18 protein-coding genes are annotated in these 15,806 nt (G+C 69.4%); 5 read left to right on the forward strand and 13 right to left on the reverse strand.

From position 1 onward, the window contains the following. The first annotated feature begins 585 nt into the window (after positions 1 to 585). Positions 586 to 837, forward strand: a complete 252-nt coding sequence (locus ACFVT5_RS39950) for a hypothetical protein (RefSeq protein WP_389898738.1) — start codon at positions 586 to 588, stop codon at positions 835 to 837. 19 nt (positions 838 to 856) lie between these two features. Here the strand turns inward: ACFVT5_RS39950 and ACFVT5_RS39955 are convergent, their stop codons facing one another. The 5 genes from ACFVT5_RS39955 to ACFVT5_RS39975 all read right to left on the reverse strand — a co-directional run bounded on the left by ACFVT5_RS39955 (position 857) and on the right by ACFVT5_RS39975 (position 3,922). Next, a complete protein-coding gene (locus ACFVT5_RS39955; RefSeq protein WP_389898740.1) occupies positions 857 to 1,045 on the reverse strand; it encodes a hypothetical protein in 189 nt (62 codons plus the stop codon). 283 nt (positions 1,046 to 1,328) lie between these two features. After that, the gene (locus ACFVT5_RS39960) at positions 1,329 to 1,748 is read right to left on the reverse strand and encodes a hypothetical protein (RefSeq protein ID WP_389898742.1); all 420 of its coding nucleotides are present in this window, start codon (positions 1,746 to 1,748) and stop codon (positions 1,329 to 1,331) included. Positions 1,749 to 1,947: 199 nt separating this feature from the next. After that, positions 1,948 to 2,130, reverse strand: a complete 183-nt coding sequence (locus ACFVT5_RS39965; protein ID WP_389898745.1) for a hypothetical protein — start codon at positions 2,128 to 2,130, stop codon at positions 1,948 to 1,950. Continuing rightward, positions 2,127 to 2,555: a hypothetical protein gene (locus ACFVT5_RS39970; protein ID WP_389898747.1), complete on the reverse strand. Its 429-nt coding sequence runs from the start codon at positions 2,553 to 2,555 to the stop codon at positions 2,127 to 2,129. The genes ACFVT5_RS39965 and ACFVT5_RS39970 overlap by 4 nt, the downstream gene beginning before the upstream one ends. 146 nt (positions 2,556 to 2,701) lie before the next feature. Next, positions 2,702 to 3,922, reverse strand: a complete 1,221-nt coding sequence (locus tag ACFVT5_RS39975; RefSeq protein ID WP_389898749.1) for a helix-turn-helix domain-containing protein — start codon at positions 3,920 to 3,922, stop codon at positions 2,702 to 2,704. A gap of 1,089 nt (positions 3,923 to 5,011) precedes the next feature. Here ACFVT5_RS39975 and ACFVT5_RS39980 point away from each other — a divergent pair. Next, entirely contained in the window at positions 5,012 to 6,226 is a 1,215-nt protein-coding gene (locus ACFVT5_RS39980; RefSeq protein ID WP_389898751.1) for an aminotransferase class V-fold PLP-dependent enzyme, read from the forward strand. Positions 6,227 to 6,295: 69 nt separating this feature from the next. On the opposite strand, the gene ACFVT5_RS39985 is transcribed toward ACFVT5_RS39980, so the two are convergent. Beyond that, positions 6,296 to 8,371 carry a YncE family protein gene (locus ACFVT5_RS39985; protein WP_389898753.1) on the reverse strand — a complete coding sequence of 692 codons (2,076 nt, stop codon included), beginning with the start codon at positions 8,369 to 8,371 and terminating at the stop codon, positions 6,296 to 6,298. A 201-nt stretch (positions 8,372 to 8,572) separates the two neighbouring features. After that, the gene (locus ACFVT5_RS39990; protein WP_389898756.1) at positions 8,573 to 9,103 is read right to left on the reverse strand and encodes a DUF1203 domain-containing protein; all 531 of its coding nucleotides are present in this window, start codon (positions 9,101 to 9,103) and stop codon (positions 8,573 to 8,575) included. 134 nt (positions 9,104 to 9,237) lie between these two features. Between ACFVT5_RS39990 and ACFVT5_RS39995 the strand changes: the two genes are divergently transcribed. Then, positions 9,238 to 10,746, forward strand: a complete 1,509-nt coding sequence (locus ACFVT5_RS39995; protein ID WP_389898758.1) for an FG-GAP repeat protein — start codon at positions 9,238 to 9,240, stop codon at positions 10,744 to 10,746. Positions 10,747 to 10,808: 62 nt separating this feature from the next. On the opposite strand, the gene ACFVT5_RS40000 is transcribed toward ACFVT5_RS39995, so the two are convergent. The 3 genes from ACFVT5_RS40000 to ACFVT5_RS40010 form a co-directional block, all read right to left on the reverse strand. Beyond that, positions 10,809 to 11,639: a hypothetical protein gene (locus ACFVT5_RS40000; protein WP_389898760.1), complete on the reverse strand. Its 831-nt coding sequence runs from the start codon at positions 11,637 to 11,639 to the stop codon at positions 10,809 to 10,811. Positions 11,640 to 11,854: 215 nt separating this feature from the next. Continuing rightward, positions 11,855 to 12,763: a hypothetical protein gene (locus ACFVT5_RS40005; protein ID WP_389898762.1), complete on the reverse strand. Its 909-nt coding sequence runs from the start codon at positions 12,761 to 12,763 to the stop codon at positions 11,855 to 11,857. Between the two features lie 47 nt (positions 12,764 to 12,810). Further along, positions 12,811 to 13,494, reverse strand: coding sequence for a helix-turn-helix domain-containing protein (locus ACFVT5_RS40010; RefSeq protein ID WP_389898765.1), 684 nt, complete (start codon positions 13,492 to 13,494; stop codon positions 12,811 to 12,813). A 114-nt stretch (positions 13,495 to 13,608) separates the two neighbouring features. Between ACFVT5_RS40010 and ACFVT5_RS40015 the strand changes: the two genes are divergently transcribed. Together ACFVT5_RS40015 and ACFVT5_RS40020 are read left to right on the forward strand one after the other, a co-directional pair. After that, on the forward strand, positions 13,609 to 13,830 hold the full coding sequence (locus ACFVT5_RS40015; protein WP_389898767.1) for a type II toxin-antitoxin system VapB family antitoxin: 222 nt from the start codon (positions 13,609 to 13,611) through the stop codon (positions 13,828 to 13,830). Beyond that, entirely contained in the window at positions 13,827 to 14,237 is a 411-nt protein-coding gene (locus ACFVT5_RS40020; protein WP_389898768.1) for a PIN domain-containing protein, read from the forward strand. Before ACFVT5_RS40015 ends, ACFVT5_RS40020 begins: the two co-directional genes overlap by 4 nt. 41 nt (positions 14,238 to 14,278) lie before the next feature. Here ACFVT5_RS40020 and ACFVT5_RS40025 read toward each other — a convergent pair whose 3' ends face one another. From ACFVT5_RS40025 to ACFVT5_RS40035, 3 genes are read right to left on the reverse strand one after another with little or no spacing between them, the layout of a single operon-like run. Next, positions 14,279 to 14,452, reverse strand: a complete 174-nt coding sequence (locus ACFVT5_RS40025; protein ID WP_389898771.1) for a rubredoxin — start codon at positions 14,450 to 14,452, stop codon at positions 14,279 to 14,281. Then, the gene (locus ACFVT5_RS40030; RefSeq protein WP_389898773.1) at positions 14,449 to 14,619 is read right to left on the reverse strand and encodes a rubredoxin; all 171 of its coding nucleotides are present in this window, start codon (positions 14,617 to 14,619) and stop codon (positions 14,449 to 14,451) included. The genes ACFVT5_RS40025 and ACFVT5_RS40030 overlap by 4 nt, the downstream gene beginning before the upstream one ends. Continuing rightward, positions 14,616 to 15,791, reverse strand: coding sequence for an alkane 1-monooxygenase (locus tag ACFVT5_RS40035; RefSeq protein WP_389898775.1), 1,176 nt, complete (start codon positions 15,789 to 15,791; stop codon positions 14,616 to 14,618). Before ACFVT5_RS40035 ends, ACFVT5_RS40030 begins: the two co-directional genes overlap by 4 nt. Positions 15,792 to 15,806: the final 15 nt, after the last annotated feature.

Consider the following 15,806-nt stretch of genomic DNA (forward strand, 5'->3'; position numbering starts at 1 on the left):
CCGCACCAGATTGGTAGCCGCAGAGTGATGGTCAGCCCCCGCGCGCTCGGCCTTCTCCCGTGCGGTGTGGAGCAGTTCGTCGGTCGTGTCGTCGCCGGCCTCGGCGATCGCGCGGGCGTTGCCGAGGGCCATGTCCGCCTCGTGCTGATACTCAAGGAGGAGGCGTCGGAACGTCTTGATTCCGTCGGCCGCTTGCTTGTGGGCGCTCATCTCGGGAGAGACTTGATCTTTGATGAAGTTCAACCGGCCCCATACCGCGGTGAACCAGGTGCTCTCCAGGTCGGCGGACGGCAAGTCGTTGATCACGCGGGTTAATTGACTGTGCGCGTCCTCGGCGTCCTGCTCTCTGCGCCGGAAAAAGCGTTGCCATTCAAGGAGTACGTCCGCGTCGCCAGGTGTTGGATCCTTGGAAAGACCCAGCAACTCCCAGTCCGTCGGCCTGCCCACCCCAGTAGCCTCCGTTTTCCGTAGCCCGTGACCCGTTCAAGCTACCCTCGTGTGGGAGAGGGACGGTGGGTTCAAGGCAACGGGACGGATGGGTAATTCATGGGTGATAAGCGGAAATTCAAGCACTCCGATGATGCCGTGACGCATCTCCGTGACTCGGTGCGCAAGGCGCGTCCGGGCCATGTCGGGCGTCCCGCGCGGCCCGAGGACAACGATGTCACCGGGGAGCGGGTGTCCGAACCGATAGCCCGCCTCAGCTACCTCACGCGCGTCATAGTCGAGGGCAGGACGAAGGCCATCGACGATCTGGTCAGTCATCTGTACGAGGTGAACATGAAGGTGTGCATCACGGACCAGGCGCTGGGGCGCGCGGTCCCGCGCGCCGACTGAGACGGGCGGCCGGCCACCACTACCGCTTGAGTGCCCGGTACCGCTTGAGCAGCGCCGTGATTCGCGCTTGGTCCGCCTGTCCGTTGAGTTCGGTCAGCAGGTCGTCAGGACAGAGTTGGTAGAGGTCGCCCCACCACCCGCGCCGTCGGTTGTCCCAGATCCGGTAGCCCCCGGGTACCCCTCTGGCGACGTACCGCCTCCGACTCACATCTCCTCCTCGCACCCGGCTCAGCGGCGGCGCGGAGCGGTACCTCTTCGGGGCATGGGTGGACCGTCTCACGGCCGGCCCCGGGGATGATGCCCGGGTGCCGGCGGACACGAACCATGCGCGGGAGCGCCACGTAGTAGTGGCTTGGACGATGACGACCGGATGATTGATCGTCTATCAAACCCTGACCGCCGAGCCGGTTGGGTACGTGAAGTGCGGCAGCACGATGCCCCGGTATCTGTAGACAAGCCGGGCAAGTCCCGTACGGGCGATACGCGGATACTCACGTCTCGTCCACCGGGGCCGGCACCTCGGCGACCCGCGAGCGGGCGCTGGCGCACTCCTTCCCTTCCCATGCTTCCTTGCCTGTTTGATGGTTGGGGGACATCTCCCATGTGTGGCGTCCGGGATGTTCGGCGAAGAGGACGCAGACTTCCTCGGTTCCGCCCGATCCGACGGCGGCCATGCACGGTTCTTTGATCTGTGCCGCGATGTACGACTCTTTCCACACCGCCCATACGGCCCGTCCGGATACACCGGGGACGAACACGAGGTGGGCGGCGTGTTCGCCCTCGGTGTGCGTCTCGACCTCGCACTTCACGTACGGCCATACGTCGGTGGCGGCGGTGTCTCCGCCGGCCAGGTTGACGGTGGTGTCGATGAGGTTGGCGGGCAGGGTTAAGGGGGTGCCGCATGGCGACATGGGGGATCCTTTCGGCGGGGTGCGACTGGCCGCCCTGGTCACAGGAATCGCGACAACAGGCGTCCGAGGGCCGCCCGTTCGGCGTCGATGGAGCAGGTGGTGTGGCGGTGGTTGATCAGGGGCGGGCCGGATGCCCGGTCCAGGATGAGCCGTTCGGATTCTTCGCCGGGGAGGATGGGGGCCTGGCAGCGGCAGCAGATCATCGGCGGGTGTCCCGGAGGGCGCGGCGCAGGGCGGTACCGGGTACGCACTTCTTCTGGTTGGCGTTGCACTGTGCGCACGTCACGGTGTGTTCGATCAGGGCCTCGTACGCGATGGCGGCCTCCGGAAAGAACTCGACGCGGCCGTCGTTGGTGTCGTACATGAGCTGGGGCCCGGTCATACCCGCGTCCCCACGGCGACGGTGTCGGACCCGGCCAGTTTCGCCATGGCACGCAGCACGATGCACAGGCGCCGTTCATCCAGCAGTTCGAGATTCCACAGTGAGATATTGCGGGGGAAGCGGACCGCGACGACCAGGCGGAGGAACGCCTTGTCCTCCGGAGTCAGACCCGGCGCCCGGGTGTAGCGGGCCTCGAACGCCAGCCAGTCACACGACACCGCACCGTCATCGTGCTCGGCAACCAGAAGTCGGCGCACCCACTCCCGCGCCAGTAACTCGTCCTCCTCGATGAGCGCGGCCACGGCCACCCGTTCGCAGGGGGGTTGGTCCCGCACCCACTCGGCGAGCTGGTCCGTCAGCAGCGGCGGGGCGTCTGCCGGGGACGCCGTATCGGTTGAGGTCAGGGCGGTTGTGCGGTGCGGCATGTCGGCTCCCTCGAAGTCGGCCGAGCCCCGGGGCCGTTCGCGCGGTCGCCGGGGTCTCGCTTGCTGACTCAGCGTGCCGACAGAACAAGGCTCTGCCGTCCCCAAGTTGGGGACAAGCAGAGCCTTGACTCAGAGTGCCCGTTGCGCTACACACCGCTCCATTGTGCGAACTCGCGTAGTGGGTCCGGTGCTCGCCTGCGCGCTCGCAGCAGCGTTCCGACGGTCTCGTGAACCTCCGGGTGGTACCGCGTCAGTTGCGGCGCGGTCTCGCGTGCTTTCTCCAGAGATTCCAGCGCCTCGTCGTGGTGCGCCGTCCACGTTTCCGCGCTGGCCTTACGGATCAGGAACCCGGCGACTCTGGTCGGCTGGTAGGAGTCCGGCAAGCGCACCCCGGAAGCGACGCGCAGCGCCTCGTCGTGGTCGTCCTGGTACATGGCCACATCGAGGCGTCCGAGTGCCACGTTGAGTTCACCGAACGCCAGGGCGTATCGAGTACCGGGCGGATCTGCCGCCGCATCGGCCGCCGCCGCGGCCCCGGCGAGTTCGTTGGCCTGGCCGAGCCAGTCCTGCGCGGCGGAGTGATCACGCTGTACGGCGGACAGAGCCGAGGCGCGCAGCAGCAACGTTCCCCGTACGGCAAGCGTCGATGGGTCACCGTCGTCATCGAGGTCCCGTAGCGCCTTCTTGACCAACGCCACGCCTCGGTCGGGTCGAGTCGCCTCCGCATGGGTGATGACGGCTCGCTCGTACCGTTCGACAGCGACTTGACGCGGGTCCCCGGACTGCGGGGCGGCCATGGCCATGCGGGCGAGTGCGAGCCGGGCGAGGTCCATGAAGCCGAGCCGGTAGGCGATGATCGCCGTAGTGCGGGCAACTTCCGCTTGCATGTTGTGTGCACGCTCGCGCTCCCGGCCCGGGGCGCTGTGCATCTGTACGGCGACCGCCGTGTCGGAGATGAGTTCCGGCAGAGCTTCGGCAACGTCGCCGAACTCTCCTGCCGCACGGAGTTTCGCGATCTGTGCTGTGCGCACCGCCACCTCGTCCAGAGGGCGTGACGGCATGTCATCGTCGGGTGGGATGTCCCACGCGTCCAGGGCGCTGCTGATCGGCGCGAGTAGCCGGTCGAGCTGGTCCTTCTGGAGCATGTGCACGTAGGGCTGACCGTGCAGTACGGACAGCGTGACGCCGAGCGCGCGGGCTACGGCCGCGAGCACGGACGGGCTGGCCGGCTGCTCACCGGTCTCGACCCGGGACAGTTGGCTGGTGGACACGTGGGCAAGGCGGCTCAGCTCGGCAAGGCTGAAGTCTCGTATGGCACGGAACTCGCGAATACGGGTCCCGACGTGCCTTTCAGGGTGCTCGGACATGCTGGCTCCCATTGCGTGCTGTCCCTCGCAATCTACGCCTGGATGACTCCGGGTTGAATCGCAGACGGCCTTCGTTTCGGCGGGGCGGCCGTGTCCGACGTCGACCAAATTCCCCGCAGATGCGGGGAGTAGGCGCCCATTTGCCAGAGCGCTGACTTCTTGTCGGGACCATCCCCGCACGCGCGGGGACCACAGGCGCTGACCTGGTGCTTTACGGACGGGCGATGCCGTTTTTCTTCACTTTCAATGAACCGGACATATGGGTTGTTCGTTCGTCGTCGGTGAGGGGGCGTAAGCCTTATGCCCCGGCGTCCTAGGTACCGACTCGGCATCCGGCGGCGGTGAGGTGGCCAACGGTACGCCTTGCGGCCCTCGCGTTGTGGGGGCCGCAGTGCTGTCGACTGTCCGTAGCCTGGGTCTCACGTCCCCCGATTTCGTGAACGGTTCTGGATCCGTGCGGACGCCTGTCGACCGATGGCCTGACACGAGGGGGTCGATTCGGGCATCCTCACCGTATGCCTGACCCGCCCTGCGGCGCCTGTGGTGGAGCCGTTGTGACCGAGCACGGATAGCACACCGTCGAGATCGACAAGGACGGGAACCACATACCGACCGTGCACCGGTGGACAGGCCAGTGCTCGCAGTGCCACGGCAGCGGAACGAGCTGACAGAACGGAGAGCGCACCATGCGACCGATCTACGTGTGCATCGAGAGACGTCCACATCGCCACCTTCGGCGGCGTGCTCTACCACTGGAACGGCCACGACTGGTCGCAGTTCTATCCCGGCATCGGTAAGCCGATCGGCGCCATCCGTGGCCGTGTCGCGCATGACGTCTACCCGGTCGGCCACGGCAGTACGCTGCGAGGCCGCGTACTCGGAACTCGATCTCGCCGACGGCCAGTGGCACCGGCGCCGCTACTGACCGCTATTGACTGCTACCGACCAGGCATCGCAGCCTATCCCCCGGACCCCCGGACCCCCGGACCCCCGGACCCCCGGACCCCCGGACCCCCGGACCCCCGGACCCCCGGACCCCCGGACCCCCGGACCCCCGGACCCCTCAGTCAAAAGGAGATCTTGAGTCACGTGAGCGAGACCGGTGTCGTCACGGCGCCCCGCCCCCTCCTCCTCGCCGACGGTCGCCCGGCCCGCGAGGCATGGTCGCTGCTTGCCGCGCACCGGCACCTCAACCACGGGTCGTTCGGCGCCGTCCCCCTCGTCGCCCAGCGGGAACAGCACCGGCTCCGTGAGGAGATGGAGCGCTCACCCGGCACCTGGTTCCCGGGCCTTCACACCCGGGTCGCCGCGGCGCGGACCGAGATCGCCGCGTTCCTCCGCGTCGCCGCCGACGACCTCGCCCTCGTCCCGAACGCGAGTGGCGGCGCCAGCGTTGTCTACGCCAACCTGCCCACCAGGACTCGCGGCGAGATCGTCGTCACCGACCACGGCTACGGCGCCGTGACCATGGGCGCCCGGCGTCTCGCCCGCCGCTGGGGCGGCACCGTCCGGACCGCCCACGTCCCGCTCGACGCCGGCGAGGACGAGGCGTACGGGGCGATCGCCGCCCAACTCACCGACGCCACCGGGCTGATCGTCCTTGACCACATCACCTCGGCCACCGCCCGCTGGATGCCGGTCGAGCGGATCGGCGCGCTGGCCCGGGAGCGCGGCATCCCGCTGCTGATCGACGGCGCCCACGTCCCCGGCCTCGCCGCGGACCCCCTCGCCGGCGTCGACTGCGACGCGTGGGTCGGCAACCTCCACAAGTTCGGCTGCGCGCCCCGCGGTACGTCGGCCCTGGTCGCCCGGGGCCCGCTACGGGACGCGTTCCATCCGCTGATCGACTCCTGGGGCGCCGAGGAACCGTTCCCGCACCGCTTCGACACCCAGGGCACGCTCGACGTGACGAGCTACCTGGCGGCCCCGACCTCGCTCGCCTTCATCGACGGCACCTGGGGCTGGGACACCGCCCGCACCTATATGCGGGACCTCGCCGACTACGCGGAACGCCTCATCGCGGACGCCTTCGCCGAGGCCACCGGCACCGACGCCACCGTGGATGTCGGCATGCCCGTCAACGCGCTGCGTCTCGTCCGTATCCCCGAAGGGCTCGGCACCACCCGCGCCGACGCGGATGCCCTACGCGACCGGGTCGCCGCCGAACTCGGCTTCGAGGCCGCGTTCACCAGCTTCGGCGGCGCCGGGTACTTCCGCCTGTCGACCCACGTCTACAACACCCCCGCCGACTTCGAGGACTTCGTCGAGCGCGCCGTCCCCGCACTCGTCGAATGGGCCCGGTGAAGGGGTAAGGCGCGCCCCCTCCACCGACCACCTGCTATTAACTACCGGTTACCGGTTACCGGTTACCGGTCACCTGGTGAAGTACAGGTACTTCCACGACCCGTACGTAGTCGAGTTGACGTTGTCGCCCGACGAACCGTTGATGTACGCGGACCGGATCCGCGCCTTGATGCCCGACTCGCCCGGTCCCGGGAGCAGTACGGACAGCTTTCCGTTCGAAGGGAGGCTGAAGTACTGCGAGTCCGCGGAGTACCACCTGCCGCCCGAGTAGACCTGGAGGTCGAACCGCATCTGACGGCCCTTGTAGTAGGTCATCGTCGTGTTCAGGACCGCGTCGCTGTTCTTGTGGAACCAGTAGTACGTGGTCGAGCCGCCGACCTTGCCCGTCTTGTAGTGCCTGGAGACGGTGGTGGAGATCTTGACCTTGGCGTACGCGGTGACCTTCGTGGTCTTCGGCGCGGTACGGGAGTCGCCCCGGAAGATCGCGGTGACGACGGTGTCCCGCTTCATGTCCACGGTGCCGTAGAAGTTGCCGCTGGAGTTGACCTTCCCGGTCCGCACCAGCTTGTTGGGCTTGTCGGCGCCGTAGGGGTTGGCCCAGATCTCGACCGTGCGGTTCTTGTACGTCGACCCGAGGTGCGCCTTGAAGGAGACGTCCTTGCCGTACGAGTAGACCTTGCCGTTGTTGCTCAGCGTCAGCGTCGCCTTGTTACGGGAGACATCGACCTTGTCGGACGCGGAGACGGCCGTGTGCCCGGCGTCGCCCGCGTAGGCGACCCGGTAGGTGACCGTGCCGCCGGCCGGCGGGGTGTCCGTGAAGCTGTACGTGCCGTCCGTCTTCACCTTCACGGAGGGCAGCGCCTTGCCGTTCGGGCTGTCCAGGTCGGTACGGGTGACCTGCAAGGAGACACCGGTCGGCAGCGCCACCGTCGCCGACAGCTTCCCCGTCACGGTGAGCTTCTTCGCGCGCGTGGCCTTCGACGGCGCGTTCACCGTCAGGGTCGGCACGTTCAGCGTCGGGCCGGTGAGCGCCTTGAGGGTGTAACGGCCACCCGACCCCACGAGCGCGAAGATCCGCGAGGAGTCCGGGGCCCACGCCAGGTCGCCGGTGCCGGTCGAGCTGGTGGTGTACGTACGGAGCGGCTTGGTGGCGTTGGGACGGTAGACGGCGAGCTTGTCGCCGTAGACCTGGGCGATCAGTCCGTTCGCCGCGACGTCGGCCCGGTGCCCGGTGGGGTACGCGCCGGCGCGGGTGAACTTGCCGTCCGCGTACGCGTCCCGCTCGGTGCCGTTGACCAGGACCTGCGCGGTGCCGGGGACGAGGTCGATGTCGCCGATGCCGGTGTTCAGCGTGTAGTCGCCCTGGTGGTAGGCGACCATCCGGGGCTCTCCGGTGGAGACGTCCAGGACGGCCATCGAGTCCGTGGAGATCCCCGACTGGGCGACGGCCAGCAGGCCGGGCGATGACGCGTCGGTGTCGAGGAGACCCGGTCCCCAGATGCCCAGCGCCAGAGGGAACTGACCGAGCGTCACCGGGTCGGCGGCGCTCGCGAGGCCCGCCGCCGGTTCCGTCGTCGGGTCGGCTGTCGGTTCCGTGGTCGGGTCGGGCGTCGGGTCGGTTGTCGGTTCCGTGGTCGGGTCGGGCGTCGGGTCGGTTGTCGGTTCCGAGGTCGGGTCCGGCGTCGGGTCGGGCGTCGGTTCCGGCGTCGGGTCGACCGAGCCCAGGTTGCCGTCCCACTGGTCGCCGTAGGTGAACCAGACCTTGCCGCCGGTGAAGGCGACGTACCGCGGGCCCGTGTTGGTGGCCACCGCGTAGCGGGCCTTGACGTCGAGGGTCGCCGCGTCGAGCGCGACGATCTCATGGCTGCCGGACGCCGCCGCGTACAGCGTCGTACCGTCCTCGGAAAGCGCCAGGTCGGAGACCCCGCTGATACCGCTCACCGAGTCGAGGAAGGCGCCGTTGTAGTCCGTGGCGAGAATCTTCCCCGCCGACCGGTCGCCGACGAACACCCGCTTGAGCGTGCCGTCCGCGACGACGCCGCCGGGTGTGGCGACGGTGGCCGACGCCGCCGACGCGGGGCCGGCTGTGACGGCGGTCAGCGCCGCCGAACTGAACAGGACCGCGAGTGCCGTAGCGGTCGACATGGTGCGTCTTCGCACAGTGACGTTCCCCCCACAAGGAATACCGGCGCATGACGGTGCATGACCGGCGAGACGAAAGCGCCGCGCAACACCCGGACGTGCCCGCTCCGGAAGTGCGGGCGGTGACGTGCGGGGCGCGGCTTCCATCGGCAGCGTAAGGCATGGCACTGACAGAGGCAGAGGGGGTTTCTGGTCATCAGGTGGTCAGGGCCTGCCCTCGGGTCGCCGCACCTCGAAGTGGAGGCAGCCGAACTCCACCGCCCGTACGTGCACGAGCGCCACCTCCGGGTCCGCGAACGCCTCGTCGAAGGCCCGGTCGAATGCGGTGTCGGCGTCCTCGGGGATCTCGAACAGGCGGCCTCCGAGGATGTGGCCCTGGGCGTCGTAGCGGCGGAGAGTGCGCAGGGCTCCCGGGCGGATGACCGGGTATCCCCGAGGCTCGGTGGGGCCTTCGCAGTCGTCGGCGTGGATGAAGACCGGCCCCGCCTCGTCGTACGCGCCGGGCTCGGCCCCGGTCTCCGCCGCCCAGCGCCGCAGCGGCGCGTAGGAGACGAGCGCGACCCGCTCGCCGGGCTCGATCCCGCGCAGACAGCAGCGCAGCGGGCTGCCCACGCAGTTGACGGGGACACCGTCCTCGCGCGCGGTGTACGGGCGCATCGGCCGCCCGGAGTCGTCGGTGTCGCGGAGTTCCTTGAGGGCGGCGGGGGCGATGGGGAGGGGGGAGTAGTGGGTCATGGCTTCAGTGTCGGCGGGGGGTGACGGTCCCGCTGGCGGCATTCGGACGCGGAGGTCGTGCAACCCTCCCCGCCGTTCCCGTGTCCTCAGAGGTGAACGTTGCCTGACGACCGTAAGGAATCCGGATGTTACTGATGCGACGCCGTCATGCGGCGGCCCCCCTCGCCGCCGCGCTTCTGGTGGCGGGCGGGCTGAGTGCCTGGACGCTCGCCCCGCACGACGCGTACGCGGCCCCGGCCACGGCGGCCCCGGGCAAGGCGGCTTCGGGCAAGGCGGCTCCGGCCGACGACTTCAACGGTGACGGATACGCGGACCTGGTCACCGGCGCCCCGGGCGGCACCATCTCCGGCAAGCCGCAGGCCGGCTATGTGGCGGTCACGTACGGCTCGGCGACCGGGCTCGACCCCGCGCGCAAGAAGCTCGTGAGCCGCTCGACCGCCGGGGTGCCCGGTTCGGCCGTCGCGAAGCAGCGGTTCGGGGAGACCTTCGCCAAGGGAGACCTGGACGGCGACGGCTACGGCGACCTCGTCATCGGCTCGGCCGACGGCGCGGCGGGCGCCGTCGTGCTGTGGGGTTCGGCGTCGGGTCTGACCGGCGGCACAGCGATCGCGGGGCACGGACGGACGCCCCAGGTCGGCGACTTCGACGGCGACGGCCGGGCCGACCTCGCGCTGTTCGGCGCCGCCAAGGTCCAGGGCGACGACCCCGTACGACAGTCGGCGGCCCTCTGGAAGGGCCCGATCTCCCGCCAGGGGACACCGGCCGCGAAGCTCGACTTCCTGAACAAGTCCCAGTGGTGGGGCTACGAGAACGACGGCGCCGCGTGCGCCACGAACGACACCTGCGTCGACGGTCCCCACTCGACCAGCGGACCCACCGTCGCGAAGGCCGTCGGCGATGTGAACGGCGACCACCGCGACGACATCGCCGTCTGGCAGTACGAGGGCGACGGGGTGTGGGGCACCCATGTCCTGCTCGGCGCCGGCACGGGTTTCCAGCGGACCGGCACCATCGGCGGCATCGGTACCTCCGGCGACGACCCGGCCACCGGCGTGGGCGACGTGGACGGCGACGGCTACGACGACCTGGTGACCGGCAGCGCGGGCGAGAAGGAACAGGTCACCGTCACCTACGGCACGCCCACCGGTCCGTCCGCGACCCGCGCGCAGTCCTTCGACCAGAGACTGCCCGGCTTCTACGGGGCTCAGGAACCGGGCGACCGGGTCGGGTCCTGCGTCGCGGTGGCCGACGTCACCGGCGACGGCCGCGCGGAGGTCGCGCTCGGCATCAGCGGCGAGGACTTCAGCGGGCTGACCGACGCGGGTTCGTTCGCCCTGCTCCACGGCAGCGCGTCCGGCGTCACCGGTACCGGGAGCCAGGTGATGCACCAGAACACTCCCGGTGTGCCCGGAGTCGCCGAGAAGGGCGACAAGTTCGGCGCGGCCTGCACCCTCCTCGACGTCAACGGCGACGGCCACCGGGACCTGGCGGTCTCGTCGGTGGCGGAGAACGCGTCGGCGGGAGCGGTGTGGTCCCTACGCGGCACCACGACCGGTCTGACGACGACCGGGGCAACAGCCTTCGGCCCAGGCACGGTCGGGGCCCCGACCACCCAAGCCCAATTCGGCAGTTACCTGCGCTGATTCGGTACCGGCAGTGCCCACCCGGCGCTGCCGGTCAGCCGAGGCAGGTCAGCGGATGCAGGTCAACCGATACAAAGCACCAGCACGCAAAGCTGCGGCTTCGTCTTCTCCGGTGCCGGGTTGGCCGCCGGGGCACCCGGATCGGCGGGCGCGGGAGTCTGCGCCGGCGGCGGTGTGACGACGGTGTCAGGGACGGTGTCGGAGACAACCGGAGGCGTGGTCACCGGCTTCGGCACCGCCGTGGCCAGCGACTTCCGATCCGTGGTGTCCGCCCGCACGGTGCTCGGCGGCGCGTTGTGCTGCGGCGCGACGGCGGACTGCTGACGCGGAACATCGGCGACGGTCCGCCCCGTGGACGTGGACGTGGAACTGTCCGGCGCCCGGTGCCGCCCCCCGGGCCGGGCGGCGGGCGCCTCCGGCTCCTGCGTCGCCTCTTCCTCGGCGACACCCATGCTCTCGACATCCGGACCGTCATGCTCCGGCGCCGACGCGGCCTGCGCACGGTCGGCGGAGCCCCGGTCCATCGCGGCGACGGTCAAACCGCCCCCGACGAGCGCGACGGCGGTGGCGACGACGGCCCGGCGCTGGTTCTTCTTCCACTGGGCCCGCTGCCGCCGCCTGGCCGCCCGCCCTTGGGGCAGCGGAGCCGGAGCGTACACATCACCGGAGGGCTCGAACTCGTAATCCGCGGTGGCTATGGACGCCATCGGGGCCGGTACGGCGACATGACCGTTGGGGGTGGGCGGAACGGTGTCCACGACGGCCACGGTGTTCATGGAGTTCATGGCGAGGTCGAGTTCGGCGACCGGAGCGATGTCCGGGGCGTAGGCACCGCACCCGGGACACACCAGGGCGCCATTGAGATGTCGGCGGCACGAGGAGCAGTAATCCATTGGCGGTCTTCCTGACTTGGCATGCCGTCGAGCCGCCGGACCGCGGCCTGATCACGTTCGCACGTGGGAATAGAGCAGCCAGTCACGCTAACGAGGAAGCCGAACAACTGTGTGCAGTCTGTGTGACACTCCTGCACGGATTCTCTGCAAGCCAGGCATGTGTGCCATACGGTCACCTACGGCATACGGGTGCGGGTCGTCCGCGTATCGGGTGGTCACCGACTATTCATGCGCAGCACAGCGGCGGCGCCGACCGTCGCGTGGCCGCGCCATTCCAGTGTCGCGGCGGGTGAGTAGCTGGTGAAGTCGACCGCCCAGCCGCCGTCCTGTCGCTGTCCGCGTTCCAGGCGGTCGAGATCGTCGGATACCGCCTGGGGGTCGAGGAGTTCGCGGACCGGGCGTCCAGGCTCGGGCGCGTAGTCGAGAAGGCGCAGCGTCTCGCCCTCGGCCCCGCCGACGACGGGGACCGCGCCGTCCCTCGGGATGAACTGCCCGAGGTGGTCGAGCAGTTCATGTGCTAGTGGGTGGGTGTCGGTCGCGATGTCGAGGAACCGGAGCGCGAAGGAGAGCACATACGCGAAGGGCGCCTCGTCGATCCGGCCGATCGCGTCGAAGCAGTAGCGCGTCGCCGTCGCCGTCCACGGATGCTCTCGTACGGTCGCGTCCCAGCGCGCGGCCCGATATGTCTGCGCCAGCACGGCGGCCGTGATCTGGAGTGACGACTCCGAGGGGTCGGCCCCGACCCAGAACGGGGCGCAGGCCACGGGATCGCTGATCGGCAGCGCGAACGGCAGCCCGCCGTCCGGCAGCGTCACGGAGTCCAGCCAGTCGAGGAGCGCGGCGGTGTGCGGGGAGGTCACGGGACCGGCGTCGGCGAGCGCTTCGAACGCGTGCTGGGCGCCTCCCGGCTGGCTCTCCGGTGCGCGGAGGTCCGGTTCGAGTCCCCATCCGTAGCCGCCGTCGGGGTTCCGGTAGGCGTCGAGCCCGTGGACGACGGCCCGGCGGGCGGCGTCACTGTCGGTGGTGGCGGTGGTGGCGGTGGTGACGGCCTCGAAGCGCCGCCGGTCGAGTACGCGTGCGTGCGCGGCCATGAAGGCTCCCGCGCGGCCCAGGTTGATGTTCATACGGCGACCTTGGCACCGCTCGGGCACCGCAGGCTTGGACGAAACGGTCAGCCGGCGCGGGTGAGCGTGACGGGGGTCCGGCCGGTGAGCCGTTTGCACTCACGGTTGAAGTGGGCCTGATCGGTGTAACCGGCTGTCGCCGCGACCTCACTCAGCGGCAGCGGCCCTGTCCGAGCCAAGTGGTACGCGTGCTGAAAACGGTGGATCCGCGCGAGCGTCTTGGTGCCGTAGCCGAAGAGCCGGTTGCTGAGCCGGAGCAACGACCGCTCCGACAGTCCGTGGACCTCCGCCGTCTCCCGCACGCCCCGCCCCTCGCGAGCGGCACGGTCGAGCGAGGCCGCGAGCCGTAGAACGGAACGCTCAGGTTCCGCCCGGGTCCACAGCGCGACGAAGACCCGCTCCAGGGCGCCCGCCCCGAACGACCGGCCGTCGTACCCGGTGGACGCGACCAGGTCCGACAACTCGACGCGCCGGTCGGTCAGTTCATGCGCGGGCACACCGAGCAGCGCGTACGCCACGCCCGGCGCGAAGCGAAGACCCCAGGTGACCTCGCCGACACCCGTCGCCGCGACCATCGCCCGGGTATCGGGCCCCGCCACGACCAGCCGGCCCTGGAGCCACATCAGATCCATCACACCATCGGGAACGACACGCTGCTCGGTCCCCTCGGCACACACCCGCCACAGCGTCGCCCCGGTCCGAACGCCCCGCCGCGTCACGTAGCTCCCCATATGCCGTCCACCTCCGTGGTGCCTGACGATGGTATGCGGCCTCCCCGGAGGCAGCCTGAATGTTGATGACGTATCCTTCTATGTACATCACCAACATGTGCGGGAGGTGCGGGTATGTCTGTGACCCAGATCGACATCGATGACGACGCCCTGGAACGCGCCATGGCCTTGTCCCAGGTCAGGACCAAGAAGGAAGCCGTCAATCTCGCGCTGCGCTTCTACGCCGAGCAGCAGGAGCGTGCGGCGCGCATCAGCCGTCACTTCGAGCGTGCCCGTGAGTGGGGCGCCGTCGAGGACGCCGAGCGTCTGCATCGGGCGGAGAAGCACAGCCGGTGATCTACTTGCTCGACACATCCGGCCTGGTCCGGCTGCTCCGCGAGCCAAAACTGCAATCGGCCTGGTACGACGCGATCGACGCCGGGGCCATAGCGTCCTGCTACCCGCAACGTACCGAGTTCCTGCACAGCGCCCGCAACGGACGCGAGTACGACGAGATCGTGGAGATGTTCACCGACCTCTACCCCGATGTGTCGGTGCCCAAGAACGCCGGGCGCTGGATCGGCGCGGTGCAACACCGAATGGCCCAGGCCGGGGAGCATCGCGGCGCCTCGGCGGTGGACCTCGTCATCGCCGCCACCGCCGCCCACCACGGACTGGCTGTCCTCCATGACGACGCCGATTACCGCGCTGTCGCCCGGCACGCGTCCGACCTGACCGAGCACAACGTCCACGACGTCATCTGAGGGCGCCTACCGAACAGTTGGGTGCCTGGCCGCCGTGCGGATCAGGCGTGGGTGATCTCGGCCATCTCGAAGTCCGCCTTGGCGGCGCCGCAGTCCGGGCAGGACCAGTCGTCGGGGATGTCGGCCCAGGCGGTGCCGGGGGCGATGCCCTCGTCGGGCCAGCCGTCGGCCTCGTCGTAGACCCAACCGCACACCAGACACTGCCAGGTCTTCATGACGTCACCTCGGGCTCGAAGTCGATCTTTTCTCGTACCCCGCAGTCGGGGCAGCACCAGTCGTCCGGCAGCTCGCTCCAGGCGGTACCTGCGGGGAAGCCCTCGCGGGGCGCGCCCGTCTCCTCGTCGTAGAGGTAGCCGCAGACCGGGCAGGCGTAGCGGCTCATACGGCGGATCCGTACCGGGCGAGGAGGGCGGCCCGTTTCGAGGGCTGGAGGTTGGCCCGGGTCACATCGCCGTCGTAGTGGGCGAGTACGCGGTGGTCCATGACGCGGCGCCACAGCGGCGGGAAGTAGGCGAGCACGATCATCCCCGCGTAGCCGGTGGGCAGTTCGGGGGCTTCCTCGAAGTGGCGCAGCGCCTGGTAGCGCCGGGTGGGGTTGGCGTGGTGGTCGCTGTGCCGCTGGAGGTGGTAGAGGAACACATTGCTGGCGACGTTGTCGCTGTTCCAGCTGTGCCGGGGCGCGCACCGCTCGTAGCGGCCCTTCGTGGTCTGTCCGCGCAACAGCCCGTAGTGCTCGGTGTAGTTGATGACTTCCAGCAGGCAGAATCCGAACACGGCCTGGAGGACGAGGTAGGGCAGGACACCCGGGCCGAAGGCGATGACCAGGGCGCCGAAGAGGGCGAGTGACATCGCCCAGGCGTTGAGTACGTCGTTACGGAGGGTCCAGGCGCTCTTGCCGCGCCGGCCCAGGCGCCTCTTCTCCAGCCGCCAGCCGGAACGCAGACTGCCGAGGACGGTACGCGGCAGAAACCGCCAGAAACTCTCGCCGAGCCGGGCACTGGCCGGGTCCTCCGGGGTGGCCACCCGCACATGGTGGCCCCGGTTGTGCTCGATGAAGAAGTGCCCGTACCAGGTCTGGGCCAGGGCGATCTTGGACAGCCAGCGTTCCACCGACTCCTTCTTGTGCCCCAGTTCGTGCGCGGTGTTGATGCCGATGCCCGCCACGGCGCCGAGCGAGAGGGTCAGTCCCAGCTTGTCCGTGAGCGACATTCCGCCGCCGGACAGCAGCGCGCAGCCGATGACGAGGCCGGCGTACTGGAGGGGCAGGAAGAGGTAGGTGCACCAGCGGTAGTAGCGGTCCTGTTCCAGCCGGGCCAGCGCCTCCGCGGGCGGGTTCACCGCGTCCTTGCCGATCAGTTGGTCCACCACCGGGAAGACCACGTACAGGATGAACAGCGGGGTCCACCAGAAGACGCCGAGCCCGGTGGCGTTGGACAGGCCCCAGCCCATGAACGGGAACAGGGGGACCGTCAGGCCGATGAGCCAGAGATGGCGCTTGGGGTCCCGCCAGGTGATGTGGGCCTCGGATCCCCGGGCGTCGGCTGTCGCTGCCATGTGCCGCCTCCTCCG

It is taken from the genome of Streptomyces sp. NPDC058001 (assembly GCF_042886315.1).
In the GTDB taxonomy this organism is placed as follows: Bacteria; Actinomycetota; Actinomycetes; order Streptomycetales; family Streptomycetaceae; genus Streptomyces.